This window comes from Haladaptatus sp. W1 (genome assembly GCF_001723155.1).
Classification (GTDB): domain Archaea; phylum Halobacteriota; class Halobacteria; order Halobacteriales; family Haladaptataceae; genus Haladaptatus; species Haladaptatus paucihalophilus.
Genome location: NZ_MEIH01000034.1, coordinates 1 through 26,998, shown reverse-complemented (window position 1 = coordinate 26,998; position 26,998 = coordinate 1). Strand labels below are relative to the sequence as shown.

Below are 26,998 nucleotides of genomic sequence, written 5' to 3'. Positions count from 1 at the left end.
CCGGAGACGGGGGTCCGAATCGAGCTTCCGCCCGAACTGCCGATGATATATTCGGCGAGCACCCTCGCGTACTATCTCGGCGCGACCGTGGTTCCGGGCGACGAACCGAGGCTCGTGACGGACCGCAGCTTCGTTCACCCCCCGTTATCCACACCGAGTCCGCTCCCATTGAGTGCGACAGTCGTCGCTCCTCCGAGGAGGACGAGCGCCGCATAGAAGACCGAGAGGATCACTCCCGATGCAGCAAGATGGAACTTTGCGGTTTTGATGTCCCTCGTCGCATTGATGCGGATGATGTAGTTCTGTCCCGTGAAAATCGTCCCGAAGAACGCGATAAGCGACCCGACAAGGCCGATGAGGGTGTAGGCTCCTGCACCGAGTGGGGCGACGTTGCCCGTGCCCATCGTCGCAAACTCGGTATTGATTGCGGTCAACCCACCCTGTGTGACCGTCATATACACGAGCGCCGCGAGTACCGTTGCGACCATGACGGTTCCTTGGAGAAGGTCCGTCCAGGCGACGCTTACCATTCCACCGAGAACGGTATAGACGATGAATACGAACCCGATAACCCAAATCATGTATTTGTACGGCACCCCGGTGATGGTCGTCACGAGGAGGCTTGCTCCGACGAGTTGCATGATGAGATAGATCCATGCGTTAGCGAGCAGGGGAACTGCCGTGACTGGTCTCGCCCACTCTCGACCCGTAATATTAGCGACAATATCCGGGAAGGTGATTTCATCGAGTGCCCGGACCCGATGAACGACGAAATAGAGTCCGCTAATTCCGAGCATCAATCCCAGTACGATGCCGGTGAGAATCGAGTACCCACCGCCATAGACAGACCCAATAAATCCGATTACGCTTACTGCACTCACGAAGTTCGCGACGAAGGACCATGTCGCCAACCATGGCCCCAAGTCCTTCCCATACACCCAGAAGTCGCTCACGTCGGTTGTTTTGAAGTACCCCCAAACGCCGATTGCGAGGACTATCAGGAGGTAGAGGATAAACGTGCCAAGATAAAAATAATTCACCGCCATTACTGGCTAACCTCCGAGGTTTGTTTGTCTTGGTGGTCGATTTCCTCGAACGGTTTTCCGCCGAGAACATGGACGATCAGATAATGTATGGCACCGATACTTCCTACTATGATTGTTGCGATGAAAACAACAAACATGTCTACTGGTAATCCAAGGATTGCTAGTGATGGTATCACACACGTCATGTGATGACATGGGGACTTAAATCTACTGCCTAAATAATATTACTTTTTAAAATCACACGAATTCAGCTAACGATGTTGAATAGATACGGTTTAAATGTGGATATTATTCTTGTGGACTCCAGTATCGCGTCCCCCTTTGTTTATCCAATGATCGACTCCACCACCCGATCTGACATGTTTCCGACGATCTTCCGTCCGTTTTCGATTTCCTGCATGACGAACTTGGACGATGTCTCGTTGATACCTTCGATCGCTACCATCTCGTCGATGAGATCGTTCATCTGATCACGATCTTGAACCCGGCTAATGACGACGAAGTCCGTATCCCCCATTGTATAGTAGACTTGCTCAACACCGTCGATTGTCGCGAGTTGCTCGCCAATCGTTTCGGAGTAGCCTTGCTCGTGAGTAACCGACACATCGGTGATAGCCACCATCTCGAGATCGAAAGAGAGAGGGTTCAAATCCGCTGTAACCCCCTCGATAACACCACTGTCTTTCAATTTATTCAGCCGATAATGCACGGCTGATTTCGAAAGATCGAGTTCTCCGGCAAGTTCCTCTAGACTGACATCGAAATCTGTTTCAACTCGTTCCAAGAGGGCGAGGTCCATTTCATCTAATTTGACTGAACTTTCTTCCGTCTCACTCATGGGTGCTGCTTGACGAGGCGCGCTTAAAAAAATTCTCAACTTTTCCAGTTGCTTGGAAAATATCCTGCCTTCTGTATTCTCGGAAGAACGGTCTTGGACACCGTTCGTTGGTGCAGTGTTATTCTTCTGTAGTCTCGGAAACGCCGTCCATTGCGGCATCCGACGTTTCGAGGGCGGTGTCCAAGGCTGCGATGGCCGCATCTATTTCACGTTCCGTAATCGTGAGTGGTGGTGCGATGATGAGCGTATTAATCATGTTTGCGACATAGACGCCGTTTTCGTACGCCTCTTTTGCAACATCATCCACGATAGTCCCTCCTTTACTGATTTTATCCTCGCGTGTTCCAAACGGCACCCGCTCTTCCGAACTTCTCGTCAGTTCGATTCCATGGAAGAGCCCAACCCCGCGTGTGTCTCCAACACTCGGATGGTCAGCCGCTAGATCCGCAAGCTGCGTTTCGAGATATTCGCCTCGCTCTTTGGCACGGTTGATGAGGTCCTCCTGTTGGTACGTTTCGATGGCCGCAAGGCCAGCAGCAACCGCTACCGGGTGACCTGAATATGTGTGACCGTGACAGAGCATATTGTCCTCAAAGTGGTCGGCGATCGTCTCATTCACTATCGTTGCACCGAGGGGTTGATATGCCCCAGTCAAACCCTTAGCCATCGTCATGATATCTGGCTCGACATCGAACACGTCACACCCAAACCAATTGCCGGTTCGACCAAATCCAGACATTACTTCGTCACAAATCAGCAATGCACCGTGTTCGTGTGCGATTCTCTTGAGGCGAGGAAGGTACTCATCTGGTGGGACGAGGATGCCGTTCGAGCCGACGATTGGCTCGACGAGTATTGCGGCAACAGTCCCTCCCTCGAGTTCAAGCATCTCCTCGATATAATCGAGACTCTGCATCGGATCAAGTGACGATCCATACGCGTACGGGTCTGGTGCCTTGATTGTCCCTGGAATTCCCGGTTCGGAAGCGAGTCGGCGGGGATCACCGGTCACACTGATAGAACCGTACGTCGCACCGTGGTACGACCGATATCTCGAAATGATCTTCTGCTTGCCTGTGTAAAAGCGTGCGATTTTAATTGCGGCTTCCACGGCTTCCGTACCGCTTGTCGAAAAGAACGTTTTCGAAAGATTTCCAGGCGTAACTTCCGCAAGTTTCTTTCCGAGCTTTGCTCGCGCTTCCGTCGTATAGCTTGGTGCGACGTATGCAGATTCCTTGACTTGAGTGGCGACGGCATCTTCGATGCGCTCTGCAGAGTGACCGAGGTTAGAACACATCAATTGTCCAGAAAAGTCGATAAACTCGTTACCTGATGCATCGGAAAAGGTGTACCCGGATGCGGTTGTAACCTGTGTGGGTGAGACTTCACTTTGGAACGACCAGGTTCCAAAAACGTGTTTCTTGTCCATCTGTTCGATCTCGTTCAGGTCGGACCCAGCGACGCTCTCTTGACCAGACATTGTCACGTGATGTCTACTCACTTGGTGTTGATTAATCTTTGGCCAAATAGCAATATATTGGGACAAAATCCTGTATTCGGTCTTTATTCAGAATTCTGTTCTTGTATCTGGCTTTTATATTGGATTCCGTGAGAAAGGATTATAAGGTGTGGGACAAATGAAAACACGTTGCATGACACTCGGAACATCAATCGAGAACAGAGACGTACAGAACTATATTGGCGGGTCTTGGAATTCCCCGTCTGGTAGTGATGGTCAAGAGATCGTGAATCCAGCAACTGGTGACGCGATTTCTCACGTGACATTTAGTTCCCAGTCCGATATCGACGACGCAGTACAGCAGGGTCAGCAAGCGTTCGAGGAATGGCGCGAGACTCCCGTAGAAGAACGTATACAGCCACTGTTTCGTTTGAAACAACTTCTCGATGAGCATCAAGACGAGATGGCGAGACTTCTCGTTAAAGAGCACGGGAAGACGTTCAAGGAGGCCAAAGGCGAGCTTCGACGCGGCATCGAAAATGTCGAAGTCGCCTGTGGAATTCCATCGATGATGCAAGCCGGGCATCTTCCAAATGCTGCCCCGGACATCGATGAAACTGCAGTTCGCAAACCACTCGGAGTCTTCACTGCGATTACCCCATTCAACTTCCCGGGAATGATTCCCTTGTGGTTCCTCCCATATGCTGTTGCGACTGGCAACGCGTTCATTCTTAAACCGAGTGAACGAGACCCACTCACTGCCCAATACTTATTCGATCTCGTCGAAGAGGCGGGATTCCCGGACGGAATCCTTCAGTTGGTAAATGGTGGCCCAGATACCGTCAATACGCTCCTCGAACACGAAGGTATCGCTGGTGTTTCGTTCGTCGGGAGTACACCCGTCGCAAAGCATGTCTACGAGACGGCTGCAGCGAACGGGAAGCGGGTTCAAGCACAGGGAGGCGCGAAGAATCACATCGTTGTCGCCGAGTCCGCTGACCTCGACTTCGCGGCTGAGCAAACCGTCAGCTCGGCATTCGCGAATTCCGGCCAGCGATGTCTCGCTAATCCAGTCGCCGTCGTGGTCGATGAGATCTATGACAAATTTGCTGATCGCGTCACGGATATCGCCTCCGACCTTACCGTAACAAATGGCTTAGACGACGACGCGGAAATGGGACCGCTGATCACCTCCGAGCATCAAAGCCGTGTCGAGCAGTATATTCAGGAAGGAATCGATGACGGTGCTACCCTGCTCGTAGATGGTCGCACGCTCGAGACACCTGAGGCAGGAAACTTCCTCCGGCCGACGATATTCGGGGATGTCGATCCGAGTATGAGTATTGCTCAGGAAGAAATATTTGGTCCGGTGTTGGCGCTGGTCCGTGCTGAAGACTTCGCAGACGCGCTTTCTATCGTCAACGGAAGCCGTTTCGGCAATGCCGCGAGCTTGTTTACGGACCGTGGGAGCGATGCTCGCCAATTCCGTCATACGGTGGAAGCTGGCAATCTCGGTGTGAATACCGGCACTGCGGCTCCAATGGCGTTTTTCCATTTCGGTGGCTGGAAGGATTCTTTCTTCGGTGATCTTCACGCACAGGGCGAAGATATGATTCACTTCTATACCGACAAGGCAGTCTACATCGAACGCTGGCCAGACGCGTGAACCGCCTCGGGCTGCTCCGGCTGTAGATTTTCCTCGATTTTGCCCTTTTCCGCGGCTATAATTGACTATTTTCTATCCATACTGTGTGGGAAGATGCCCATAGAACAGTTCTTAGAAGCGGTTGAAAACGACCGTTACGTTAGCTATCGTCAGTTTAGATACAGGCGATGAAAATCACCGGACACACCATCGACAATGTACGTGAGGAAATCCCCGCTAGTGGTCTGACACTCCACTATATGGAATGGTCGATGAAGTCTTTGATTCTCAACGGTTGTGAAATCGGGAGGCCGGCTGCTGCGGAGTTCTTTCCGTACAAGTTCGAGGAGATAATTGCGTGCTGCTGTTTCTGGGTCAGCAATGGAACCCGACGGAGGAATAAGCATGTCCGTTTCAACCGTTTTTTCGTGCAGAGTCGGAAGTCGGTTGATGAATAACTCCTTACCATGGCACAGATCGATACCACAGTGAACGCGATCATCCAACTCGTTCAAAAGTGCTTCTGCATGTAGATCAAAGGAAAAGACTTGATAGGGGTAATAGATAGGGTGTTCCGCCGTCGTCTCCAGTATCTCCTCGTCTGTTCCGAAGAGAATCGACTCGGCTTCCGCCTCGGAAATTTCCCGATCGAAGACCTTGACCTGTTGTCTCTGTGGAGTGGTAGACATCACAGTCCCTCCTCTACGGTTGTTTCGGTGGCCACCGTTTTCTTCGCCTCTGTGTGATCATCTACCGAGAGATGGTCACTAATCGCTCGCGCTTCGGGAGCCAATGATCGAGCAGATTGTGAGACGGTTCCAGCCGGTGCTGATTGGGATGCACGAGCACGACGCACGAGAGAAACGACTTCTTCCTTTGGTGGTGCAGTGAAAAGCGTCACAACAACGAGTAACAGTATCGATGCAATGAGTCCCGCAAAGAAGGGATGAAGGGCCGTTTCAGCCTGGAGTTCACCTGCTGTCCAGATGACATTGGTCCCTGCACCGCCGAGCATACCCGCGAGTGCTCCTTTCCAATTTGCGCGGTCCCAATACACTCCAGCCACGTTTGGTGCGAGAAATGCAGTACCTAGACCGCCGAACGCGAAAATGACGAGGTCGAAGACGCCAGGGGGTTGTATCGCTGCAACGATGACACCGACGATACCGATGATGAGTACTAGAAGGCGTGACCAAAGGAACATTCTATCGTCAGAGACGTCTTTCGCGGCGAATCGCTGAACGATATCTCGGGAGAGTATCGATCCAGCCATAATGAGGATCGAATCTGCGGTACTCATCACCGCTGCCATGAGTGCCGATAAAATGATTGCAGCGACCGCTGTTGGCAGAAGAGACATCGCTAGCCGTGGGATCGCCATCTCTGGGTCATTGAGGTTCGGCAATAAGACGATCGCAACCAATCCCAGAAGGTACGGTTGATAGACAAAGAACGTATTGTAAAAGATATTCCAAACGCTTGCTCGCTTTGCCGTGTTTGGGTCATTCATACTCAGATGGCGAACAACAGCGTGTGGAAGCCCCATATACCCGATAGAGTAAATGAGGACCGCACCAGCAATCACACCATATTCGCCGAGGTGAGACAGGCCTTTCCCCCAAATCGAGAGATAAGTCGGGTCTTCTGCAGCAATTTTGTTAAACAATGCCGTGACTCCCCCAACTTCCAGTATACTAGCGATGAGAATAATATTGATACCGACTGCCATTACGATGGCTTGGAACGCGTCTGTCCAAGCGACGGCAAGATATCCCCCGACAAATGTATAGAGGACGATGATTCCAGCACCGATGAGAATCCCGTAGATGAACGGAAGACCACTAATGGCTTCGATGGCCTTCCCCGCCGCAATAAACTGGGCGAAAACATACACTGCAAGAAACACGATCGATATCGTTGCACCTGTGATACGGATACTGGGATGAGGGTATCGGTCTTCTAGCCATTCGATCGGCGTCAGTGAACCGAATGCTTCTGTAATCCGTCGAAGGTTCCGTCCGAGAACAGCGAGGTTGACCAATCCACCACCAAAATCACCTGCAGCATACCAGAGGGCCCAAAGACCTTGTTTGAAAGCGAGTGCAGGTCCCCCCATAAACATGAAGCCACTCATCGATGTTGCTTGGAGCGTCAACGCCGTTACTCCACTCCCAATAGACCTGCCGCCCAGAAGATAGTCACTGAGGTCGTTGAGCCGAGTACTTGCAATATACCCGAACCCAAGTAGCGATAAGAGATACACGACGAACGGGATAACGAGCGTCCACTGAATCATGTATATCTCTCCCCCTCCGAGCCGTCTAGTGGCGTTTCGTTCCCTGTCCGCTCATCGTTTTTGTTCATTCGGTGTAGGGATATTCCTGCGACGACCCACCAGAACGGAATCCATCCAAAAAGAAGTACTACCGTAGTCATATCCAGACCGAATATCGACATCAGCGCGACCTCCTTTGTGGATATTTTTCTCTTTTGAGTGCACTATTCTGTATATTATTCTGCCTTATTCGTTTTTGGGTGTACATTATCCTCAGCTTGGTAAGTGCAAGCATGTCAAATAAATCTTGGGGTGAAGATGTTATAATATATTTAATATTTAAATTAAGAACACGTATCTTTCTCTAGTCAGTCATTATGAAACGTACACAGTGACGAGAATGGAGTAGTAACAAACCATATCTGAGTATGATATTTTACCCCCTAATCTCGAAATCTGAGAGTGATAGTGGCAAAAAACAACGTGTTACCAGTGTCGTCTCTACAGGCTGAATAGGCCGAATGCCGCTGGCTTTGACCTCGAGACGTTTACTCGAAGACGGCGGTGATCGATTCGTCAAGGATGTCCAGCGCCTGCTCTAAATCGGCTTGATCAGCAATCAGCGGTGGCGCGATGATTATCTGGAAGCCCGGACGGCCCCCACCAAACATGACTCCCCACTCACGAGTCGCTTGAAGAATGTTCGTCACTGGATTCTCCTCGTCACTAACGCGTGGATCGTTGAATGGCTTGCCCGTTTTTGGGTCTGCAAATTCGACTGCCCATAAGAATCCGCGGCCACGAACATCGCTGACGACACGGTGATTTGCTTCTATTGCTTGCAATTTGGATCGAATCGTCGGTTCTAACTCAGCCACGTTTTCGATGACACCATCCGCATATTCATCGATTGCAGCACACCCAGCAGCACAGCCGACTGGATGGCCGCCAAAGGTTTGTCCGATATCGAACCCGTTCGTTTGAACGAACGACGCGACCTCTGGAGTCGTCATGACGCCAGCAAGCGGTGAATAGGCGCTTGTGATTCCTTTCGCAAAGGTAATCATGTCGGGGGAGACGTTCTCGGTTTGTATTCCAAACCACTCCCCACAGCGCCCAAAGCCGGTGATAACCTCATCAGCGATGAGAAGAATATCGTACTCATCGCAGAGGTCCCGAACGTGCTCGAAATAGCCTGGTGGTGCGGGGAATGCCCCACTCGTACCAGCAATCGGCTCCATTAGTATCGCCGCGATCGAATCGGGATTTTCGTTTCGAATCACGAATTCGAGGTGCTCACCAGCTTGACGGGCGAGCTCGGCCGGATCGTTTGTATCGAATGCTTTGGGAATGGGTGGGAGAAACTTTGCTGCACCGGAGGTCGCCGCATGCCGCTCGATCGTTGCTCTCGTCTCCGGATCTCCAGTCAAGGCACCAGCACCATATGTCCCACCGTGATAGGATCGCCATCGCGTGAGAACTGTGGGCGCATCGTGGTATTCGCGAGCGAATTGGACTGCAATCTCATTTGCTTCGCTCCCGGAGATCGAAAAGAAAGTATTTGACAACCCATCTGGTGCGATTTGGGCAAGTTGTGTTGCAAGCTCTTCACGAGCTGGTGTGCGCTTTGCGGACGAGACATACGGAATTGTGCGTGCCTGCTCATCCATCGCTTCGAGTACAGCTTCATTGCTATGACCCAGATTTGTGCAGTACAATTGTGAGCAGAAATCGAGGTATTCATTGCCGTTGTCGTCCCAGACAGTGATACCATCACCACCAGTTATATTCGCTGGAGTACTGTGTGGATCATACCAGTGATGAATCGACGATGCATTTCCTGTATTCGCCTCCTGGTGTGCCATACCACATCATTTTTGTCCAAGACTATGAACTCTTGGTTGGAAAATATTCGAAAATATCAAGAACAAGGATGCTCTGTTCAGAGGAGATCTGTGTAGACGTTTGAGGCCTACCCGTTGGAGGACAGCGAAGACGGTGCCGAACCCGACAACTGCAACTGTGACGGCCTCGGTGGCTTCCCGTACTGGCCGTGCGTACGAACGGGACGGACGGCGTCGAAGACATTGCACAGGAGGCTGCCGATACGAACATTCCAACAATTACATAGATTCGACACTGCATCCCGCACAGGGAAATCCTCGAATACGTGGACGAAGCAGATATCGGACTGGCCGTCGTCGAATCAAAGAATCGGTCCGGCGAATACGGGCGAATGCTCGGCAGCGTTGCCGGACGGATCGCTCATATGTCCGAACGGCCGGTGACGATCGTGAAGACGTCCGTCGAGGGAGAATGAGACGGGAGATAGGACAGAACCAACACTCTAGGGAATCGCTTGCTGACGGCAGAAAACGAGGCCAGAAGGGGTGTTGTCTAACCGGTACGAGAAGTACGCAACGAAGCCTGCAAATACGATCTGATCGGGTGAAGTCTACTGAAATTGAACTCGCTGCGGCAGGTCGAAACCATCCTTCGGCTACTACCGGCCCGGAACCAAGCGGTTATCACTGTCCCGACCATTGATATTTGCAAGAGGCGCGGTGATACTAGTATGAGTACAACTAACAACTCGACTCGCTCGAAAGCTATCGGTGCAGGTGTCGGGATCGGAGTCGGAATTGGTGCGGGATGGGGAATAGTGATGGCCCAAATTATGGGTGGCGAGACCTCGACGGGACTCACAATCGGTGCGGGTGCTGGGTTAGTGATTGCGCTCATTTCTGGGGCCGCGGTGTATCATACCGCAACAACCGACTGAACAAATTAACCAGGAATTGGGCAATACAGACAGTCTACTTATCGGCATCCCCACGAAACGCTTTCTGTTGCCCATCCCATAACTCGGGGTATGTCCACGACTGTCTCAAAACCCGATGCGGACGAGACTTGTGCATACTGTGAATCCCGGATTTTCGACCACGACCCAATCTGTGTACGCGACTGTGAAGACCAGTGTAACTCGCCCGTGTACTTCTGTAACTATGCTTGTCTATCGGCATACATAGACGAGAACGACCTCACGACAGGTGATGCATGTGAGTGGAATCCCGACGAAAGCGGCTGTTGCTAGTCGGCTGGATTGTTCGATTCGCATATTCCCTACTTAGCGGCTGTTTCAGTGGTGACAAAGTGTCCAACTACCGGGGTTTCAACAGAGTCATCAACACCTGATTCGATGAATTGGGTCTTCCGGGATTCGGCGCGTAGAGTGCGTACAAGATAGAAACCATTCCCGCTGCCGCAATCAGTCCAGCTACGAACCCTGCTTGGAAGAGAGTTACCTCTAAAAGCTCGAAGCGACGTGGCCACCCACGCTCCTCCGCGATCTCGCTCGTGATAACGAGTTCAAACGGTTCGATAACCGCAATCACATATGTTGGCTCACACGAAGTCAAGGAGAAAGCCTACGACTTCGGTCGTGCGGAGGATGTCAATTGCTAATCTCAATCTCGACTAGATCTGCACCAGCATCGACCTCCGCTTCGTTGTCCACGAAAAACTGGGTAACCGTCCCCGACTGTTCAGCCGTGATATCGTGGAAGTTCTTCATCACACCGACGAGGCCAATAACGTCTCCTGCTTCGACGGAATCTCCCTCCGTGGCGAAGATCGGTTCGTCCGGGTCCGGTCGCCGATAAAAGACGCCGGGCATCGGGGATTGAATCGTTATTTTTTCAGCCATGATTTGGTCTCCAGTGTATCATCAGTATCGCTACTCCGGATACGTTTGTATATGCTTCGTCCAGTGGAGTGTCGTGAACGAGTTCTATTCGATGGTTGTATCATTTGATAAGTGTGGATTGGATTGCGTCGAGTCGCTCGGTGTGGTCTCTTCGGGCAGCCAGTGCCTCATCGATGGTCACAGCCTCGAAGGAAAACGACTGATGGGTACGATGCTGCGCGAGACGGTTACGGTCGGGACTGATAACGGTCCCAATCGTCGCATACCCCCCACCGGTCACGGCATCTCGCATCAGAACGATTGGCTGTTCTGGGACTTGAATCGACCCGACTGGATAGCCCAGATCCACGACGTTTGAAGGGTCAGTTCCCGCGCCGAACGGCTGTTCCCGCTCGATGAAATCGAGGTCGATTCCCTCCACGCGATACCCAACACGATCTGCCTCCGGGGTCACAGTCCACTCAGTCTCCAAAAACTCCGCTTTGCTCTCGTCGGTGAGGCGATAGTCACACAGACCCATTACAACCCGGATTGGGTCCATATCACTGTATACCGGCCGGTGTTCCTCAGACACGCGTCTTTTGTCCGATACTGAATCGTTCCCCACATTCGCGATTGGGAGTGTATCACCGCCTTCGAGTGATCGTCCTTCGTGGCCACCAATTCCGATAAGCGTGTACGTTGACCGACTCTCCATCATGAGCGGCACATCGATCCCACCGGCAACGGCGAGATAACTCCGCGCACCCTCAGTGGAAAAGTTGAACGAGAGAACATCGCCAGCACTGATTTGATGTGATTCCCAGTTGTCGATTGGTTCATCATTTATCGTCGCGTCCATATCGGCACCGGCGATTCCGATGACGGTGTCCACTTCGAATTTGAGATCTGGTCCCTGGTACGTGATTTCCAGCGTGGCTTCGTTTTCGTCGTTACCGACGAGATAATTTGCGACCTTGTGGGAGAACAGATCCATCGCCCCGGATGGAGGCATCCCAATGTGATAGTGTCCGAATCGTCCGAGATCCTGAACCGTAGTCGAGATTCCGGGTTCCAACACTTCGATCATTCGTACAGCACCTCCACGAGTTGCTCGTTGTACGTCTCTGGATCTTCGAAAAACTCCTCCGGTGAGAACGTGACCGATTCATACCGATATTCGAACGTACCATCGTCGATTTTCGACCGAATACGGTCATATTCACCTCGGTCGATCTTTCTGAATTTCATTATATCTCCGGGCTGTGGGAACACCATCGACTCCGTGAAATCGGGGAGATTCTGCTCGACATCCAATACTTCGACAGGCGTCCGACCGAACAACTGATAGCCGCCAGCACCCTGCACTGGATAAATCGCCGTAAACGCACCGCCGTAACCAACGGCTCGGCTTGGGGTATCGGTTCTGGGTTGAACGTATTTTGGAACTTCGATCTGCTCATCACGAGGGACCATCTGGAACGTCCACGGAAGCCCCGGCACGAACCCAATCATGGTTACCATATGCGGAGCCCCGGCGTGCGCATCGATGAATGCCTCCGGACTTTCGAATCCGTTGATACGTGCTGAATACTCCAAGTCGGTCGCGTCCGGGTCTTGATGGTTATCACGGAAACGCATCAGCGTTTCATGTGTCCAAGGGTCGTCGTAGAGCACGGGAAAATCGATGATACGAGTCTCCCACTCGTATTCGGAGAGGTGTATCTCCCGGTCGAGGTCTTTCAGTTTGGCAATGAGCGTATCCGGTTCGATCAGCTCCGGATCGAAGTGAAGCAGGTAGGACGCGTTTGCCGGACAAACTTCGATAAGTCCGGACAGATCCATCTCTCGAATCTGTTGGGTAATCGCCATCGCCTTGAAATTGGCGTCGAAACTCATCTCCTGGTCTAACTCGACGAAAATGTGGTCGTCACCGCCGTATTCGTACCGTGGTGACGGTAACTCCGTTCGTTGGATTTGCGTTCCACCCATGTTATAAACAAACACACCTCATGCGATACCGTATAGTTATCGCCGATCAGCACGCCAACGGGAGTAACTTCGGAGAGAATCGTTGTTATCGAACAACACGATCGGGCGTGCTTCGGTATTATATGGCACGGAACCAATGCACACACGATGTTCGATCGTGTAATGGTCGCGAATCGTGGTGAGATCGCTGTCCGAGTCATCCAAGCTTGCAATGAACTCGATATCGAGTCGATAGCTGTCTATAGCGATGCGGACGAAGACGCACGCCACGTTCGCCTCGCGGATGAAGCGTACCACATTGGTCCCTCGGTCGCTCGCGAGAGTTATCTCAATCAAGACTCACTTCTTGACGCTGCTCGAAGAGCAAAGGTCGATGCTATCCACCCGGGATATGGATTCCTCGCCGAGAGCAAGTCGTTCGCTTCAGCAGTCGAAGAGAGCAATTTCGTCTGGGTTGGCCCTCCGAGTGAGGTTATGGAACAGTTCGGTGAAAAAACAAAGGCTCGGAAAATAATGCGACAGGCGGACGTCCCGATCGTCCCTGGCACTACAGAACCGGTCGGTGACATTCAGGAAATACGCCGATTTGCCCACGAACACGGGTATCCAATCGCGATCAAAGCCGATGGTGGGGGTGGCGGTAGGGGTCTCAAAGTTGTCCACGCTGAAGACGAAATCGAAGAGCAATTTACGAACGCCAAACGAGAGGGCGAGGCCTATTTCGACAACTCGAACGTGTACGTCGAGCGCTATCTCGAAAACCCCCGACATATCGAAGTCCAAATCCTGTGTGACGAACACGGTAACGTTCGTGACCTTGGCGAACGTGACTGCAGTATCCAGCGTCGACAGCAGAAACTCATCGAAGAGACGCCGAGTCCAGCATTGACCACCACAGAGCGAGAGAACATACGGCGCGCTGCGCGCACAGGGGCCGCTGAAGCAGACTATGTAAACGCCGGAACGGTGGAGTTTCTGTACGAGGATGGTGAGTTCTACTTCCTCGAAGTCAATGCGAGAATCCAGGTCGAACACCCAATCTCGGAGATGGTCACAGGACTCGACCTCGTTCAGTGGCAACTCAGAGTGGCCGCGGGGGAACCACTCACGTTCGACCAAGAAGATATCCACCCCCGCGGTCATGCAATGGAGTTCCGCATCAACGCGGAAAACCCGTCTAACGAGTTCGCGCCGATGCCAGGGACGGTTGACCGATATCGACAACCGCGTGGAATCGGAACCCGGGTCGACGACGGAATCGACGAAGGCGATACAATCAGTCCCTACTACGACTCTCTTATCGCCAAGTTCATCGTCGCAGCGGAAGATCGGCCACACCTCCTCCAACGAGCGAGACGAGTACTTCAGGAGGCTGAAATCGAAGGCGTTCCGTCTACCATTCCATTCCATTTAGCGATGCTTGATGACGATGCCTTCCACAACGGCGACTATTCTACGAAGTACATCGATGAGGAGTTCAGTATGCCCTCCGAGGACGCGGAGTGAGAAGACGAGAATTCTTCAAACACGGGACAAAACTGCCGAACTAATTCGATGGCCAACTCGATGTTCCCTTCTTAGGCGATTTCGTCTAGTGGCGCGAGTTGGATATCGTGTTCGTCCACTTGTTCGTGAATGGTTTCGAGGAGTTCAACGGCGTTCGGTCCATCACCGTGAATACAGATACTCTTTGCAGGAACGTCGATTTCCGTTCCGTCTTCGGCGGTCACCGTCCCATCGAGTGCGATATCGAGAAATCGTTCCGCGACTAGATTCGGGTCTTTCGGCTCCATCTGCTGTTCGACGATGAGACTTCGATCCGGACGGTACGTGAGATCGACGTACCCCTCAAACACAGCGCGAAGGTCGTCGTACTCCTGTGCGACCTCGTAAATATTCATATCCGTCGCGAGGTAAATGAGGTCCTCGTTCACGTCGAGAATCCCTTCCATTACCGCCCGAGCGTGCTCATCACTCTCCGAAAGCATCGAATACATCGCGCCGTGGGGTTTGACGTGTTGGACGGTCGTTCCGTGTCGCTCGGCAAACGCTTGCAACGCCCCCAACTGATAGGTGACGTAGTCACGGACTTCTTCGGGACTCGCGTCCATCGTTCGACGACCGAATCCCATCTTGTCCGGGAGACCAGGATGGACTCCGATTCCAACGTCGTGTTCGACAGCGAGGGTAACGGTTTCGTCCATCACGTGCGGATCGCCCGCGTGATATCCACCCGCAATATTGGCGGAGGTGATGTATGGCATCACTTCCGCATCCCGTCCCATCGTCCAGTTCCCGAAGCTCTCCCCCATATCGCAGTTGATGTCTATCGTTACCATACCGAATACGTTGCCAGAGAGGGAGAAATAACTTCGGTCACCTATGGAGAGCAGTCAGTATTCCTGTCGTCCGAACGCTTGCAGTGCGACATACATCGTAGCAAATACAGCGATCTGTTGCTGGTAACGTATTTCGTCTCTCTGTTCCTAGAATGGGTATGGCTAGCAGTCCACCAATCGACGAACTTCATTTTAGCGAGGCACCTGACGTCGATCGCATTCCAGGACCGCGATCTCAAGAACTCCTCGACAAACAGCGGAAGATCGATAGCGCTGCCGTCGCGTATCCAAAAAGCGTCCCAATAGCTATCGACTCGGCGAAAGGGGCAACGATTCGTGACGTGGACGGGAACACGTTTCTCGATTTCTTCGCTGGTATCGGTGTTCTCAACGTCGGTCACTCGAATCCGTACGTGCTCGAAGCCGTCCAGGACCAGACAGAGAAACTCGTTCACTCGATCGACTTTCCGACCGAAGCCCGCATCGAACTCATCGAAAAGTTGAACGAGATTGCGCCTGGTTCCCTCCCAGATGAGAATCGAGTGGTCTTTGGCGGACCGACCGGGAGCGACGCCATCGAGGCGACACTCAAGATAGCAAAATACAACACTGGAAATACGGGACTCATAGCCTTCCGCGGCGCCTATCATGGGGCGACTTCCGGCGCGCTCAGTCTCGGTGGAGGGCGAAAGTACAAACGGGCATATGAGCCGCTTCTTCCGGACGTCTATCATGTTCCGTATCCATATCCCTTCAGACAAGGACTTTCAGATGACGAGGCATGCGAGAGAGCGTTGTCCGACGTTCGAGAACTTGTCGAGGACCCCTACAGCGGTATTGCCGACCCCGCTGGCATCTGGGTCGAACCAATTCAAGGAGAAGGGGGCGTCGTAACGCCTCCAGAAGGATTCCTCCGCGGGTTGAAGCAGATAACGACGGACAATGATATCCCGCTCATAGTCGACGAAATCCAGACCGGTTTCGGACGAACTGGGCAGTGGTTTGCGACTGAATGGGAAGACGTGACGCCCGACATAATGCCGATGGCAAAGGCAATTGGCGGCATCGGCCTTCCTCTTTCCGCGACGATGTACCACGAAGATCTCGATACGTGGGATGCAGGAGGGCACGTCGGAACCTATCGTGGTCATGTCCCCGCAATGCGCGCAGGAGTTCGTGCAATCGAGTATATTCAAGACCACGATCTGCTTGCTCATGCACGTGAGATGGGAACGAATATTCGGGATCGGTTCCGAGAAATCGCGGATGAAACACCACAAATCGGAGAGATTCGAGGCGAAGGCCTCTTCATAGGCGTCGAGTTTGTCGATGAAGATGGGAACCCGAACAAGCCACTGGTGAAGGCAATTCAGCAATATTGCTACGAGCACGGTGTTTTAGTGTGGACCGCTGGTCGGAATGGAAACGTTCTCCGAATCATCCCACCGCTCGTCGTCACTGACAAACAGGTCGAGGTTGGTATGGATATCGTCATCGACGGGGTTGAAACTCACACATGAGTATCGCAGACTGCCACAGAAGGTGGCTCGACTGTTGTTAGATGGTAGACAGCCTCGAAGTCAGTGAGTCGGGATGGCAGAGATGTCTCGTCGATAGGGAAACCCTCTGATTTTTCGAGCGATTCCATGGCGTTCAACCTGTACTCCTCTAGACCGTGTGATTGTACTCCTCTCGATCGTGTAAAATTGTACGTGCCGCGTTACTCTTCTGATTCGAGTGCTGGTGTCGTATCCGGAACGACGCGCGGGTCTGCAGTCTGCTCGTAGGCGTACGCCAGTTTCAACAACGTCGCTTCGTCATACGGTTTGCCGATGAGTTCGACGCCAACAGGAAGTCCCTCGTCAGTTACTCCTGCGGGTACCGACATCGCACAGCAACCAGCCTGTGACGCGATGACCGTATTCGTTGGGAACGTGAGCGTATCGAGTGCACCGGATCGCACTTCGTCCGCTTTTGGCGGGACTACCTGCACGTCCGGACAAAGGACCGCGTCGAGTTGATGTTCGGCGAACGTATTGAGGAGGATTCGTTGGAAAGTATCCTGAAGGACGATTTTTCGCCAGTAGTCAGGATCGTCTTCCGGGTCAGCAGGACCCTCCGCGATGCCTTCGAGTAGATCTAGGAGTTCGTGATAGAGTTCCTGTTCGTAGATTTCCTCAACCGAGTCGACCGGCGCATCCACTTGATTCGTCAGGAAATCGTTGATATCTCGCTTCGATTGGACGAGATACAAGGAAGTTTCTTCGACGTAGTAGTCAATATCACCGATTTGAACTGGGTCGACGATATCCGCACCAGCATCACTCATGAGTTCGATTGTCTCCTCGACGAGTCGGTTGACCGGCTCCGCATCTGGATCGGAGTCGTCACCAAATTTGTCGCGGAGAATACCGATTCGAGCACCGTCGAGACCATCCTCCGACAGTTGATCGACGTATGTCCCATCCACATGAGTCAGTTCGTTCGTGACTGTGTATGGGTCGGCCGAATCGTATCCAGCGAGTACATCGAGTAGCAGTGCGGCATCTTTTACCGTTCTAGTCATCGGCCCAGCCGTATCCTGTGAGATGACGAGCGGTGACATGCCCATTCTACTAATGAGCCCTGGCGTGACACGGAGGCCAAAGAGGTTTGTGAACGACGCTGGCAATCGGATCGAACCCCCCGTGTCTTCGCCGATACCTACTGAAGCGAAATTGGCAGCTACCGCAGCACCAGTCCCACTGCTCGAGCCGCCCGGATCACGGTCGAGTGCATACGGGTTTTTCGTTCGTCCAAGGACAGACGAGAATGCGAACCAGGAAGTTGCCCAATCGGGGAGATTCGTCTTTGCAAGGACGATTGCGCCGGCGTCGTTGAGCCGCTCGACAATTGTTGCGCTTTGCTCTGGAACATAGTCTTCGAACGCAATAGAACCGAACGTTGTGGTGATTCCTTTTGTCTTGATTTGGTCCTTCACAACCACCGGGATACCGTGAAGTGACCCGACGAGGTTGCCCGATTCTTCTACTGCCTGATCGAGTTCCTCGGCTCTTTCTCGGACAGCCGGATTGATAGTGATGATAGATTGTATCTCCGGACCAGTTTGGTCGTACGCTTCGATGCGTTCGAGATAGCTATCGACGAGTTCGCGACTGTCCAAATCTCCCTCTTCGTATGCGTGGTGGATTTGGTCGATAGTCGTTTCTAATAGTTCGAATGATGGTGATGACATCGGTACGCCCCCTATGGAGGTATCATCTCGGTATGTATAATGCTACCGTGGATTCTGATCTGAGCTACTCAGAACAGCAGTTCCATGAACTCATCATCAAGTGTGTCGTTTACAATGTGGAGCGGAGCCTCGCTGCTTCCCAGGATAAGTGTGAACGTCTGTGATTCTTAGAAGAACGGATTGCTGAATCCACGGAGTATCGATTATCTTTAATGCAGGCGCTAAAACCCCGTCCTTGAGGGCGGGGATACAGCGCCGTCTTCATGACCAGCCGTGGAAAATCCCCAAGCCCACCATGACTGCCCCGATGACGAAATAGATCCCTTCAGTTGCCGTCCATGATGGTTGGTTGAGGATCAGAACCTCAACGATAATCCAGCTCATGAGAAGACCACCAGCGACTACTGAGAGCAGCGCTCCAGCTGGCGGATTCGTTGCCATTGTATAGGTGGCAATGGCTGCACTGCACCAACCAAGACTGCCAACAGTAGACCGGGGAGGAGGAAGGTGTCGAACGGGGTTCCGTCGAGCCATTCCCGTGGGAGCGGATCGATTCCAGTTGTCATCGCAATCCCTCCTCCGATAGCCGTCAACGCAACGAACCCACCAAGGAGGAGGAGTAACCATTGGACAATTGTCGGCACATTGAGTCACCGTCAGAGTCTACGGTAAAAGCGAATATAAGCCAACCCGAGATTCTCTCCATCTTTAAACAGCGAGGGAATCCCGTCCTTTAGGCCGGGCAGGAATCGCGTAAACTCCACTACACAACCGTCTCAACCAGCTGGCCAACTTTCATACAGTTATACTAGTTGGTGCTGTATATGGGATCGGGATTCGACGTATCGTCGTTGCGAAATTAGCCGTTCCAGACGAGCGGCGCGATGACCTCCGTGAAACCACCGAGCGCGTTCCGCCTAGATTCGCCGGGATACACACAAATCCACACACTGCGGTACATTCGTGATACCACACTCGAACTGACGCCATCCGGAACGGAGTTAGCTGCAGGTAACTTCGCTGAATGTCGACCCTCAACAGAGGACACGAATTAAGTGCTGCGTATAGAGGATGGAATCAGCACGGACGGGGACATCGCCTCTCCTTGCCCGGTATGCCTGAACTGGCGGGTCGATATGTCGCGGATACGGCCACGTGACAGCACAATATTGAGTTCTAGTACATCACCTGACATAACTCAGAACTAGTCGTCGTGGTCGCGTATCAACTCCAGCAGCGGCCGGATGTCCTCGAACCGGGCGCCTTTCTCCACCTGGTTGCTGTCACGATTCCACTCGATCAACCCCCTTTCGTCGAGCTTCGGTAAGTGGGTGTGAACCATCTGGATCTTGAGGTGGTTTGCATTCTCGTCCTCGATGGTGACGTCGGCAGAAACTCGTGTACTGTCGTCCTGGGCATTATGATCGATCAGGGCAAAAAGGAGTCGACGTCGGTATCTGTTTGCGAGCACGTCGAAGACATCGTCCAGTGAGAGTTCAGACGAGAAGCGTTCAGCGTTCATCATTCCTCCGTTTTGGTAAACCATGGACGCCTGTTGAAGCCACGGAAGGGAAAGTGTGTGTTCGAACTTATTCGGTGGCGTCGTCGCTCGATGGGTATTATCTAGAAGACAACCGAGTGACGCTGGTCACCGAGAGTTTTGGAATGACGTTTCCAAACCGATTTACAGTCGGGAGTGAACTGCCTCGGGGTCAAGTCCCGAGGCACTCGCCTTGTTCATCTGTAGATGGTTAGGCCGAGTCGAATACCAGCTCACAGAGCCGCCGCTCGCCCTCTCGGAGATGGTGGGAGAACGTCGACTGCGTGATGTCCAGCGCTTCCGAGAGGTCATTGCCGGTTTGGACACGCGGAGACTCGAAGTACCCACTCCGGTACGCTATTTCGAGGATTTCGCGTTGCCGGGCCGTGAGCTGCTCCGAGAGGGCCGCTCGCATATCCTCACGAGTCCTGATTGGGCGGTCGCGCGAGTGCCGAGCCACGAGGTCAGCACTCGGATATTCGGTCCGTATCGACTCGACGAACTCCCGAACGGTCGTGCCAACAGGCTGGTCGATGACGGCGGTGGTCGTCTCGGCGGTGACGGTGAGCGAGCGGACGAGGCCGCCGTTCTCGATGACGTATGATGCGAGTGTTGATCCGGTGACCGTCGCCTCGAAGACGCTCTCGGTCTCTGTCTCACGGAGTAGCGTTATCTCGTCGATGCCGGGCAGACGCCGAGCCACGTCAAGCACAGTCTCGGCAGCCACGTCCCGCGTCGCGAAGAACAGGCGGGCCACGCGGTCGCTCTGGGGCACAAGCCCGTCGAACTCGACTTCGCAGTCGGCCTCCCGGGCGAGTACGGTGAGGACACTGCTCTCGTCCCGAATTTCGAGCGTGAGTTCGGTGACGCTGTTGGTCAAAAGCGTCCGCTTGGTTTCGACGGCGTCAATAGCGTGGGCGATCGTCTCCCCTAGCTCCTTGAGCACGGCGTGGTCGCGCTCGTCGGACTGAGGACTAGAGGTGTACACCGCCAACACGCCGTATCTCGACCTGTTGTACCGGAGCGGGATAGCAATACACGACCGCGCCCCGCGATCGAGCGTGGCCTCCCGCCACGGGGCGGTGCGTGGGTCGATAGCGACGTCCGCGACGACCTGTACGTCGGTCGTTCGTATGGCGGCGGCGATAGGATCCTCATCGAGACCGGTTCTCTCTGTCGAAATCGAAAGCGTGTCGAGGTAGCCGTCGTCGACGCCGGCCCACTCCCGGGGTGTGACGGTGTCTGTGCCCGGGTCACGCGTACCAATCCACGCGAACTCGTAGAGGGCAGAGTCAGCGAGTTGCTCCACGACGGCCTGTTCGATGGTTTCGCGGCTGTCGGCGTCCACCAGGTGCTGGTGGACACCCCGGATGAGCGCGTTCAACCTGTCGAGACGTTTAAGTTCCTCGTTGCGCTCGCTCAACTGCTGTTCGCCTTGGACCCGGTCCCACGCTGTTTCGACGGTCGCGGCAGTCGTCTCGGCGAGCTCGACCGTGTGCTCGTCGAAGGTGTCGGCCTGCGTCGAGCCGAACGACACAACGCCGTGTCGGCCCAGCGGAACGAATGCGCAGCTTCGCAACGGCGACGACTCGCCCATCTGGCTGTCGATGTCGTTCTCCACGTGGACGTCGGTGTCGATGAACGTCTGCCAGACCCAGTCGGAGACGTCGGACGGGAGACCGAACGCGTCGACGTCTCCGTCCTGGGCCGCGTGGGCAACGTGTTCTTCGAGGTCCCCACTCCGATCGTCGTACCGCCAGAGTGCGGCGTACTCGACGTCGAGTATCGCGAGCGCGAGCGACGCAACGCGGTCAGCGATGGTCTCCGTATTGGTGTCGATTAGCTCCCGCGACGCGTCGTTGAGCCGTTCGAGCGCTACCTCGCTCTTCTTGCGATCGGTTATTTCGATGACAAACTCCACCTTCTCGCTGTCGTTCAGCGCTCGCGATTCGAACAGCCCCCACCAGCATGAACCGTCGCTGTGGTAATACTGCTTCTCGTAGGGAACGCCACTACCGGTCTCCTCGACTTGCTCGATGTGGCGCTTCGAATCCTGGTAGAACTCCTCGGGAGTGAGGTCGCGCCACGACGTACCCAGTGCCTCTTCGTACTCCATGCCGGCCATTTCCAGGAAGGCGGTGTTTGCGTCCCTGATGGTAAAGTCGCTCCCCCAGACGATGACACCGACCATCCCGGAGTCGAACACGGGGTGAGAGCGAACCCGTTCTCGCGGCCCATTCGAGTTCCTGGGACCCTCCGTTTCATTGCCGACGGGTCGCCACCACACACGTCCGCGCGCGCCGACCTTCTTCGTCTTGAGTGGCCCGTCTGCGACGAGCGTCTCTAGTTTGTTGTAGACCGTCCGGTCTGTACAGTCGAACTCAGCGGCAACTTCCGGAGTCGTCAATGGCGTACCGGGAGGCCCAAGCGTGTCGACCACCTCCAGCACTCTGCCCGGTGAGAGGGTGGAAGAACTCATACACCCAGAAGGTCCCACGGAGACAAAAGAATTCTGTGAATGGAAATCATGTTCGAACGTCACGATGCACGTGCTGAGAGATCATTGTCCACCGAGATCCTACAGCGAGGACGTTCAGCCTCCAGCTCTTGATGGGGAACACAATATTGAGCGATCCACATGTCTATTCAACTGCCAGTATACACCACTTTGTCAGTACCACCCGAACACGACGCCGTGCAAGACACACGTCCTCTATTTAACAGGACTGCGGAAGCCTATAGGATCAGAATCATATTCGTCCAGTTCCTTACTTGCCAACATCACTCGTTTCCGCGACCGCTTCGAATCATCAACCACCACGTACGAGGTACTCTGGCCAGGCGCACGCTCCAACCCCAAATCAGCTACCAGCTCCAACACTGCCACACTCCGCGTCGATTGCATGTAATCCTCCCGCTTTTTCGAACCCCCAATTCGTGATCACCAACTCGCGTGGATCAACCGCCCTACGCTCAAGGCGATCAATCCACGGTCGCAATTCCTCACAAACTGCTTCCGGATTGTGATACGCATCGACCGCTCGAATCAACGCTTTCTGCGCATCGTCGATAGACGACGGCGTACTTCGCTATCGACACTCGATGCCCCGATACGTCTACTCGTCTTCACCAGCGACCTTCCCGAAGTACTTCATCAACATTTTTGCATGGTACAGATCTCTATCCCTCGTCTCTTCCATCCTATCCAAATATTTGTGAGTGCCAAAAATATATTGCGATACGGGCCCATAGCAGTATCAATGACCGAGTTCGATGCCACCCCCGACGCAGACGCCACCAACAACATCCGACAGCGATGGCGTGAAAACACTGACACATTCGGGCGGGTCTACGATACGGTCCTTGGAATTACGACACCGACCCCCTATGCTGACATCGCAGAGACCGCAGAGTGTTCACCGAACGCCGCCAAAAAACACCTCGAACGACTTGTCGAGATGGGAATCGCCCGTACTGACGGCGAGAGTCGCCCGGCTCGATATGAGCGCAACGAGGGCTATCTCGAATGGCAAGAAGCCAGTCGCATCGCGACTGACCTCACGGTCGACGACATCATCGAGCGAGTCCAGCGACTGGAAGCCCACCGTGAGGAGTTCGCAGACAGATTCGAAACTACAGATCCATCCTCGGTCGAGGTCTTTGCACAGGACGACCACGATGCGATCCACGAACGAATGGAGGCAGTGAGTGAATGGCATGCTCTTGAGCGCGATATTCGCCTCTACGAACTCGCACGGCAACTAGCGCAAAATGACGGCCATCTCGTCCCGGCATGAGTCCACCGCCAACTGATGACGGCGTTAATACGACAGGGCCGCCAGATCGGCAAACCCTCCGTCTCCTGGAACAGATTCTCGCCGACGAACCGACCGTTGCCGCGACGGAGTTCGCGCCGGACAGCTACGAACCTAGATTACTTCGTACACTACTCGATACCGGTCGCTATCCATCAACGGTCGACGCTGCTCGGCTGGAAATCCGATGGTTTTCTACCGGCGACTTCTCGATCCACTACATCGAAACACACGATGATGACCACTGGGAATGTCGGTGGAATCGCCACCCCAACTCACATACCGACCGCCTCCACTTTCACCAGCCGCTAGATGGAAACGACGTTGAGGATATTTCGCTCGAATCAGTGCATCCGTTAGATGTGCTCTCGACGGTACTTGCTGCCATCGAACAGCGCATCGCTCAGCAGTGGGAAGCGCAGTCACAAGGGTGACCACCGAGCAAAAAGCCACCCGAATTGATGAATTCGAAACGTCTGCAACCGCAAAGAGATGGGCGAATGTGTGCCCGTCGTGAGCTACGAGACGTCTAGAATGTTGTCAGTTGACGACGCCATGGGCGTTGGTAGCCAGCACATCGAGATCACGTTCGCCCATCCCGATTTGGCAGGGAGAATGCGGACACACGAAGCTAATACGGGACGAAACTAACCACGAAAGAGCAGATTATATCGTTGTAATCATGGGAGTTCGAAGAACCCCGCTCGGGCGGTACCACAACACGAGATTCACACTGCATTGGCGGTGACACTTGGTGGTAGTAGAGCGCTGATTACGGTGGTGTGTCTATTTCTGCGAAGCGGAGGGAGGTCGCTCTCGTGAACTCCCTTTATTACAAAGTTCTAATCGACTACCTCACCAGTGATAGCCGAGGACGACATTGTTGAGAACTTGTTGAAGTGTTCCAAACTGACGAGACAGCGGTTGAACGTCACCCACCAGTAGTTTGTTAGAAATTGTATGACAGATATAGAGGAAAATTCAACACGACCGTCGATGGAAGGTGGAAGATGGAAGACGAGTCGACGTTCGATATCACGACGATTTAGTCGCCAGAAACGCCAAGACGATCTATGCGCTCGGATCACTCAACCGGTTGGGCTTCGGGGAACTGATAACTCCCGTTGATGATTGGCTTGCGGGGTTGGTAGAGCCGGACGATATAGTGCCACCCCTCTGGCGTGTAGATGAAGTTCGGCTGGTCGGGATCACCACCGAAATGAATCGTGACACTCCCATCAGCGTCCCGCTTTGCGGTCACATTGTTGACCGAATACGCGTCGTACTTGTTCTCCTCGAGGTAGAGGTCACGGTTGTAGACGGTAACTGACCAGAACGCGTCGACGGGAACATTTTCGTCGACGGTGAGTTCGTATGGCGTCTGACCGTCATTCTGGGTAGGAATTCGTTGGAGAAAGAGCGCTTCCGACGGCTGCGGGACGCCGGTCCACCCCGACGGACTGGCAACGAAAAATTTCACGGGGTCAACCTGGCCGACGTCACCATACGCGTCCGAGAAGTTCTCGAGCGTGGTAAAGACTGTCGTGAGCGCGTCGTCGAGTTGTTTGAATGATTGTGGATCCCAGTTGGGAATTTCGAACGACCCTTCCGATGCCTGTTCCACGTCGATTTCGTCCTGGAGTTTTTGGACTTGCTTCACATCGTCCGAGTCGTTAGGGTCAACAAATATGCGGATCGCGACGCCAGCATACCGCGTCTCCACCATATCTTGTGTTATCGTGTACGTGCCAGGCTCGGTGACACTCAGCTTCACATATTGGCACTCATTCTGGACATTCATTGACATGTATCGGTCACCGCTGTCGGGGAGCGTGACGGTGACTGGCTCGGTCAGATCAAAGACTCCATATGAGTAGATTGTATCACGGTTTGTCTCGACGTCCAACTGATCCTTGACAGGAGCGATATTTCGGACATTATAGAGCTGTCCAAACCCACCCCTGTCGGCGGCTGACTGAAACGACGCATGACAGTTGGCGCGTGGGTAGTTCGCCCACGTTACTGGGACCGTATCGGTATCCGTCGACTCTTGTTCCCGGCGCTGTTGACCGGTCGAGACCGCGGAAATCTGGTGGGCGCTGGTGCTGCCCACGCCCATCGCGAGCAAGCTGGCAAGCCCTGCTCCTTGGAGCGCGGTGCGGCGGGTCGCTCGCATCGTTTGTGATTCGGAGTCAGCCGTCGTGTCGTGTGTCTCGTTACTCATTGTTGATGTCTCTCTTTTCTCTCGCATGGTGCCCACAGCACTACCCCCGCCCAACTCGCATCCTCGTACGACAATTCCCTATAAATAGGTGATGGTAGTAAAACATAAATTTCAGATATGATTGTGATGGGAACAGTTAACCGACCTGTTCAGGCGTCGATTAAGAGATATTTCACTCAATTCAGTAATAATGGAACGTACTGCCGAACGGCTGTCGAGAGTATAGTCAGTCTGTGACTTCTAGTAGCTTCTAAGGATCTCGACGGAGCCGGGATTTCGAATTTCAAGCGATGTGCCCTACTATCCCGGTCCAAAGGCTGCGATATCGCACCACAGTCGCCAATGCGTCGGCGGGGTTCGGGTCGCTGTCGCCAGATGCGTGTACTGGTGGTCCGGAATGCTCGACAGTGCCGCCGTAACGGCCTCGCTGTGCACGCGAGCGTAGCCGATACAGACCAAATCCGTGTTGAACATGAAATTGCCGATGTAGACGTACGGGTGCATGTGACCGTCATCTGTTGTGTCCACCTGTGGATCAGAGACGACGGTCACGATTTGATGATCCACTTGGGACTTCGTATAGCGAACTGCCTTCGTGTGGATTGGACCGCTCTCAGGAACACTCACGCGATCAAGTCGACGATTCGGTTCTTCCCGTCGTATTTGATCTCGAGCGTCGTCGGATCGACGACTTTAGTCACACGCGCTTGGAAGCGCTCGCTATCCTCTGGAGTATCAATATTCGCGGTCGTTGGTTGCCGTAGATACGTCGTCTGCGTCCATGCCTCCGACTGGGTTCTGTGGTGGTCATTGTTGCAGTAGTCGGTTCTGCTGTGGTCGTGCTACCGATCGAGGTCGTCTGTGTTTCCATTCCGTCGTTGTTGTTGTGGCGTCGTTACTACCAC

Annotated in this window: 23 protein-coding genes and 1 pseudogene; 7 read left to right on the top strand and 17 right to left on the bottom strand. The window is 53.6% G+C overall.

The genetic code is table 11. From position 1 onward, the window contains the following. Window positions 1-134: 134 nt before the first annotated feature. The 4 genes from BG842_RS01875 to BG842_RS01860 all read right to left on the bottom strand — a co-directional run bounded on the left by BG842_RS01875 (window position 135) and on the right by BG842_RS01860 (window position 3,364). Window positions 135-1,046, bottom strand: a complete 912-nt coding sequence (locus tag BG842_RS01875) for a sodium:solute symporter (protein WP_069449459.1) — start codon at window positions 1,044-1,046, stop codon at window positions 135-137. Beyond that, window positions 1,046-1,222: a hypothetical protein gene (locus BG842_RS01870; RefSeq protein ID WP_217493263.1), complete on the bottom strand. Its 177-nt coding sequence runs from the start codon at window positions 1,220-1,222 to the stop codon at window positions 1,046-1,048. The genes BG842_RS01875 and BG842_RS01870 overlap by 1 nt, the downstream gene beginning before the upstream one ends. Window positions 1,223-1,371: 149 nt before the next feature. Continuing rightward, a complete protein-coding gene (locus tag BG842_RS01865) occupies window positions 1,372-1,884 on the bottom strand; it encodes an Lrp/AsnC family transcriptional regulator (protein WP_069449457.1) in 513 nt (170 codons plus the stop codon). 118 nt (window positions 1,885-2,002) lie between these two features. After that, the gene (locus tag BG842_RS01860; RefSeq protein ID WP_069449456.1) at window positions 2,003-3,364 is read right to left on the bottom strand and encodes an aspartate aminotransferase family protein; all 1,362 of its coding nucleotides are present in this window, start codon (window positions 3,362-3,364) and stop codon (window positions 2,003-2,005) included. Between the two features lie 172 nt (window positions 3,365-3,536). Between BG842_RS01860 and BG842_RS01855 the strand changes: the two genes are divergently transcribed. Continuing rightward, window positions 3,537-5,009, top strand: a complete 1,473-nt coding sequence (locus BG842_RS01855) for a CoA-acylating methylmalonate-semialdehyde dehydrogenase (RefSeq protein WP_069449455.1) — start codon at window positions 3,537-3,539, stop codon at window positions 5,007-5,009. Between the two features lie 149 nt (window positions 5,010-5,158). Here the strand turns inward: BG842_RS01855 and BG842_RS01850 are convergent, their stop codons facing one another. From BG842_RS01850 to BG842_RS01840, 3 genes are all read right to left on the bottom strand, one after another. Further along, on the bottom strand, window positions 5,159-5,677 hold the full coding sequence (locus tag BG842_RS01850) for a hypothetical protein (protein WP_069449454.1): 519 nt from the start codon (window positions 5,675-5,677) through the stop codon (window positions 5,159-5,161). Continuing rightward, complete coding sequence (locus BG842_RS01845; RefSeq protein WP_069449453.1) at window positions 5,677-7,284, bottom strand: sodium/proline symporter; 1,608 nt, start codon at window positions 7,282-7,284, stop codon at window positions 5,677-5,679. The genes BG842_RS01850 and BG842_RS01845 overlap by 1 nt, the downstream gene beginning before the upstream one ends. Before the next feature lie 527 nt (window positions 7,285-7,811). Continuing rightward, window positions 7,812-9,128 (bottom strand): aspartate aminotransferase family protein, encoded by a 1,317-nt coding sequence (locus tag BG842_RS01840; protein WP_069449452.1) that lies wholly within the window; start codon window positions 9,126-9,128, stop codon window positions 7,812-7,814. A 266-nt stretch (window positions 9,129-9,394) separates the two neighbouring features. Here BG842_RS01840 and BG842_RS30875 point away from each other — a divergent pair, with 266 nt between their 5' ends. Together BG842_RS30875 and BG842_RS30870 are read left to right on the top strand one after the other, a co-directional pair. Continuing rightward, window positions 9,395-9,583 carry a universal stress protein gene (locus BG842_RS30875; protein WP_139135983.1) on the top strand — a complete coding sequence of 63 codons (189 nt, stop codon included), beginning with the start codon at window positions 9,395-9,397 and terminating at the stop codon, window positions 9,581-9,583. A gap of 552 nt (window positions 9,584-10,135) precedes the next feature. Continuing rightward, window positions 10,136-10,357: a hypothetical protein gene (locus BG842_RS30870; RefSeq protein ID WP_083252397.1), complete on the top strand. Its 222-nt coding sequence runs from the start codon at window positions 10,136-10,138 to the stop codon at window positions 10,355-10,357. A gap of 360 nt (window positions 10,358-10,717) precedes the next feature. On the opposite strand, the gene BG842_RS01830 is transcribed toward BG842_RS30870, so the two are convergent. The 3 genes from BG842_RS01830 to BG842_RS01820 form a co-directional block, all read right to left on the bottom strand. Beyond that, on the bottom strand, window positions 10,718-10,969 hold the full coding sequence (locus tag BG842_RS01830) for an acetyl-CoA carboxylase (protein WP_069449450.1): 252 nt from the start codon (window positions 10,967-10,969) through the stop codon (window positions 10,718-10,720). Window positions 10,970-11,069: 100 nt separating this feature from the next. Continuing rightward, window positions 11,070-12,038 (bottom strand): biotin-dependent carboxyltransferase family protein, encoded by a 969-nt coding sequence (locus tag BG842_RS01825; protein WP_069449449.1) that lies wholly within the window; start codon window positions 12,036-12,038, stop codon window positions 11,070-11,072. After that, the gene (locus BG842_RS01820) at window positions 12,035-12,940 is read right to left on the bottom strand and encodes an allophanate hydrolase subunit 1 (protein ID WP_069449448.1); all 906 of its coding nucleotides are present in this window, start codon (window positions 12,938-12,940) and stop codon (window positions 12,035-12,037) included. Before BG842_RS01820 ends, BG842_RS01825 begins: the two co-directional genes overlap by 4 nt. A gap of 147 nt (window positions 12,941-13,087) precedes the next feature. Between BG842_RS01820 and BG842_RS01815 the strand changes: the two genes are divergently transcribed. After that, window positions 13,088-14,446 carry an acetyl/propionyl/methylcrotonyl-CoA carboxylase subunit alpha gene (locus tag BG842_RS01815; RefSeq protein ID WP_069449447.1) on the top strand — a complete coding sequence of 453 codons (1,359 nt, stop codon included), beginning with the start codon at window positions 13,088-13,090 and terminating at the stop codon, window positions 14,444-14,446. Between the two features lie 71 nt (window positions 14,447-14,517). On the opposite strand, the gene BG842_RS01810 is transcribed toward BG842_RS01815, so the two are convergent. Beyond that, entirely contained in the window at window positions 14,518-15,279 is a 762-nt protein-coding gene (locus BG842_RS01810; protein ID WP_069449446.1) for a LamB/YcsF family protein, read from the bottom strand. A 158-nt stretch (window positions 15,280-15,437) separates the two neighbouring features. Here BG842_RS01810 and BG842_RS01805 point away from each other — a divergent pair, with 158 nt between their 5' ends. Beyond that, a complete protein-coding gene (locus tag BG842_RS01805) occupies window positions 15,438-16,799 on the top strand; it encodes an aspartate aminotransferase family protein (protein WP_069449463.1) in 1,362 nt (453 codons plus the stop codon). Between the two features lie 200 nt (window positions 16,800-16,999). Here BG842_RS01805 and BG842_RS01800 read toward each other — a convergent pair whose 3' ends face one another. The 4 genes from BG842_RS01800 to BG842_RS01790 all read right to left on the bottom strand — a co-directional run bounded on the left by BG842_RS01800 (window position 17,000) and on the right by BG842_RS01790 (window position 22,533). Beyond that, window positions 17,000-18,514, bottom strand: a complete 1,515-nt coding sequence (locus BG842_RS01800) for an amidase (RefSeq protein ID WP_083252396.1) — start codon at window positions 18,512-18,514, stop codon at window positions 17,000-17,002. Window positions 18,515-18,775: 261 nt separating this feature from the next. Then, window positions 18,776-18,898, bottom strand: a complete 123-nt coding sequence (locus BG842_RS32415) for a hypothetical protein (protein WP_256388490.1) — start codon at window positions 18,896-18,898, stop codon at window positions 18,776-18,778. Window positions 18,899-19,718: 820 nt separating this feature from the next. Beyond that, window positions 19,719-20,036: a hypothetical protein gene (locus BG842_RS01795; protein WP_069449461.1), complete on the bottom strand. Its 318-nt coding sequence runs from the start codon at window positions 20,034-20,036 to the stop codon at window positions 19,719-19,721. Window positions 20,037-20,265: 229 nt separating this feature from the next. Then, entirely contained in the window at window positions 20,266-22,533 is a 2,268-nt protein-coding gene (locus BG842_RS01790; RefSeq protein ID WP_254662832.1) for a bacterio-opsin activator domain-containing protein, read from the bottom strand. 781 nt (window positions 22,534-23,314) lie between these two features. Here BG842_RS01790 and BG842_RS01780 point away from each other — a divergent pair. Together BG842_RS01780 and BG842_RS01775 are read left to right on the top strand one after the other, a co-directional pair. Beyond that, window positions 23,315-23,851 carry an ArsR family transcriptional regulator gene (locus tag BG842_RS01780; RefSeq protein ID WP_069449443.1) on the top strand — a complete coding sequence of 179 codons (537 nt, stop codon included), beginning with the start codon at window positions 23,315-23,317 and terminating at the stop codon, window positions 23,849-23,851. Further along, window positions 23,848-24,303: a hypothetical protein gene (locus BG842_RS01775; RefSeq protein ID WP_069449442.1), complete on the top strand. Its 456-nt coding sequence runs from the start codon at window positions 23,848-23,850 to the stop codon at window positions 24,301-24,303. The genes BG842_RS01780 and BG842_RS01775 overlap by 4 nt, the downstream gene beginning before the upstream one ends. Before the next feature lie 650 nt (window positions 24,304-24,953). On the opposite strand, the gene BG842_RS01770 is transcribed toward BG842_RS01775, so the two are convergent. Continuing rightward, the gene (locus BG842_RS01770; protein ID WP_083252398.1) at window positions 24,954-26,093 is read right to left on the bottom strand and encodes a DUF1214 domain-containing protein; all 1,140 of its coding nucleotides are present in this window, start codon (window positions 26,091-26,093) and stop codon (window positions 24,954-24,956) included. A 300-nt stretch (window positions 26,094-26,393) separates the two neighbouring features. Next, window positions 26,394-26,525: pseudogene (locus BG842_RS32895) on the bottom strand (ribonuclease H); the annotation flags it as partial. Window positions 26,526-26,998: the final 473 nt, after the last annotated feature.

Coding starts and splice junctions, on each gene's coding strand:
- BG842_RS01875 (WP_069449459.1), bottom strand. CDS start 1,046: ATGGCGGTGAATTATTTTTATCTTGGCACGTTTATCCTCTACCTCCTG.
- BG842_RS01865 (WP_069449457.1), bottom strand. CDS start 1,884: ATGAGTGAGACGGAAGAAAGTTCAGTCAAATTAGATGAAATGGACCTC.
- BG842_RS01860 (WP_069449456.1), bottom strand. CDS start 3,364: ATGTCTGGTCAAGAGAGCGTCGCTGGGTCCGACCTGAACGAGATCGAA.
- BG842_RS01855 (WP_069449455.1), top strand. CDS start 3,537: ATGACACTCGGAACATCAATCGAGAACAGAGACGTACAGAACTATATT.
- BG842_RS01850 (WP_069449454.1), bottom strand. CDS start 5,677: ATGTCTACCACTCCACAGAGACAACAGGTCAAGGTCTTCGATCGGGAA.
- BG842_RS01845 (WP_069449453.1), bottom strand. CDS start 7,284: ATGATTCAGTGGACGCTCGTTATCCCGTTCGTCGTGTATCTCTTATCG.
- BG842_RS01840 (WP_069449452.1), bottom strand. CDS start 9,128: ATGGCACACCAGGAGGCGAATACAGGAAATGCATCGTCGATTCATCAC.
- BG842_RS30870 (WP_083252397.1), top strand. CDS start 10,136: ATGTCCACGACTGTCTCAAAACCCGATGCGGACGAGACTTGTGCATAC.
- BG842_RS01830 (WP_069449450.1), bottom strand. CDS start 10,969: ATGGCTGAAAAAATAACGATTCAATCCCCGATGCCCGGCGTCTTTTAT.
- BG842_RS01825 (WP_069449449.1), bottom strand. CDS start 12,038: ATGATCGAAGTGTTGGAACCCGGAATCTCGACTACGGTTCAGGATCTC.
- BG842_RS01820 (WP_069449448.1), bottom strand. CDS start 12,940: ATGGGTGGAACGCAAATCCAACGAACGGAGTTACCGTCACCACGGTAC.
- BG842_RS01815 (WP_069449447.1), top strand. CDS start 13,088: ATGTTCGATCGTGTAATGGTCGCGAATCGTGGTGAGATCGCTGTCCGA.
- BG842_RS01810 (WP_069449446.1), bottom strand. CDS start 15,279: ATGGTAACGATAGACATCAACTGCGATATGGGGGAGAGCTTCGGGAAC.
- BG842_RS01805 (WP_069449463.1), top strand. CDS start 15,438: ATGGCTAGCAGTCCACCAATCGACGAACTTCATTTTAGCGAGGCACCT.
- BG842_RS01800 (WP_083252396.1), bottom strand. CDS start 18,514: ATGTCATCACCATCATTCGAACTATTAGAAACGACTATCGACCAAATC.
- BG842_RS32415 (WP_256388490.1), bottom strand. CDS start 18,898: ATGAGCTGGATTATCGTTGAGGTTCTGATCCTCAACCAACCATCATGG.
- BG842_RS01795 (WP_069449461.1), bottom strand. CDS start 20,036: ATGAACGCTGAACGCTTCTCGTCTGAACTCTCACTGGACGATGTCTTC.
- BG842_RS01790 (WP_254662832.1), bottom strand. CDS start 22,533: ATGAGTTCTTCCACCCTCTCACCGGGCAGAGTGCTGGAGGTGGTCGAC.
- BG842_RS01780 (WP_069449443.1), top strand. CDS start 23,315: ATGACCGAGTTCGATGCCACCCCCGACGCAGACGCCACCAACAACATC.
- BG842_RS01775 (WP_069449442.1), top strand. CDS start 23,848: ATGAGTCCACCGCCAACTGATGACGGCGTTAATACGACAGGGCCGCCA.
- BG842_RS01770 (WP_083252398.1), bottom strand. CDS start 26,093: ATGAGTAACGAGACACACGACACGACGGCTGACTCCGAATCACAAACG.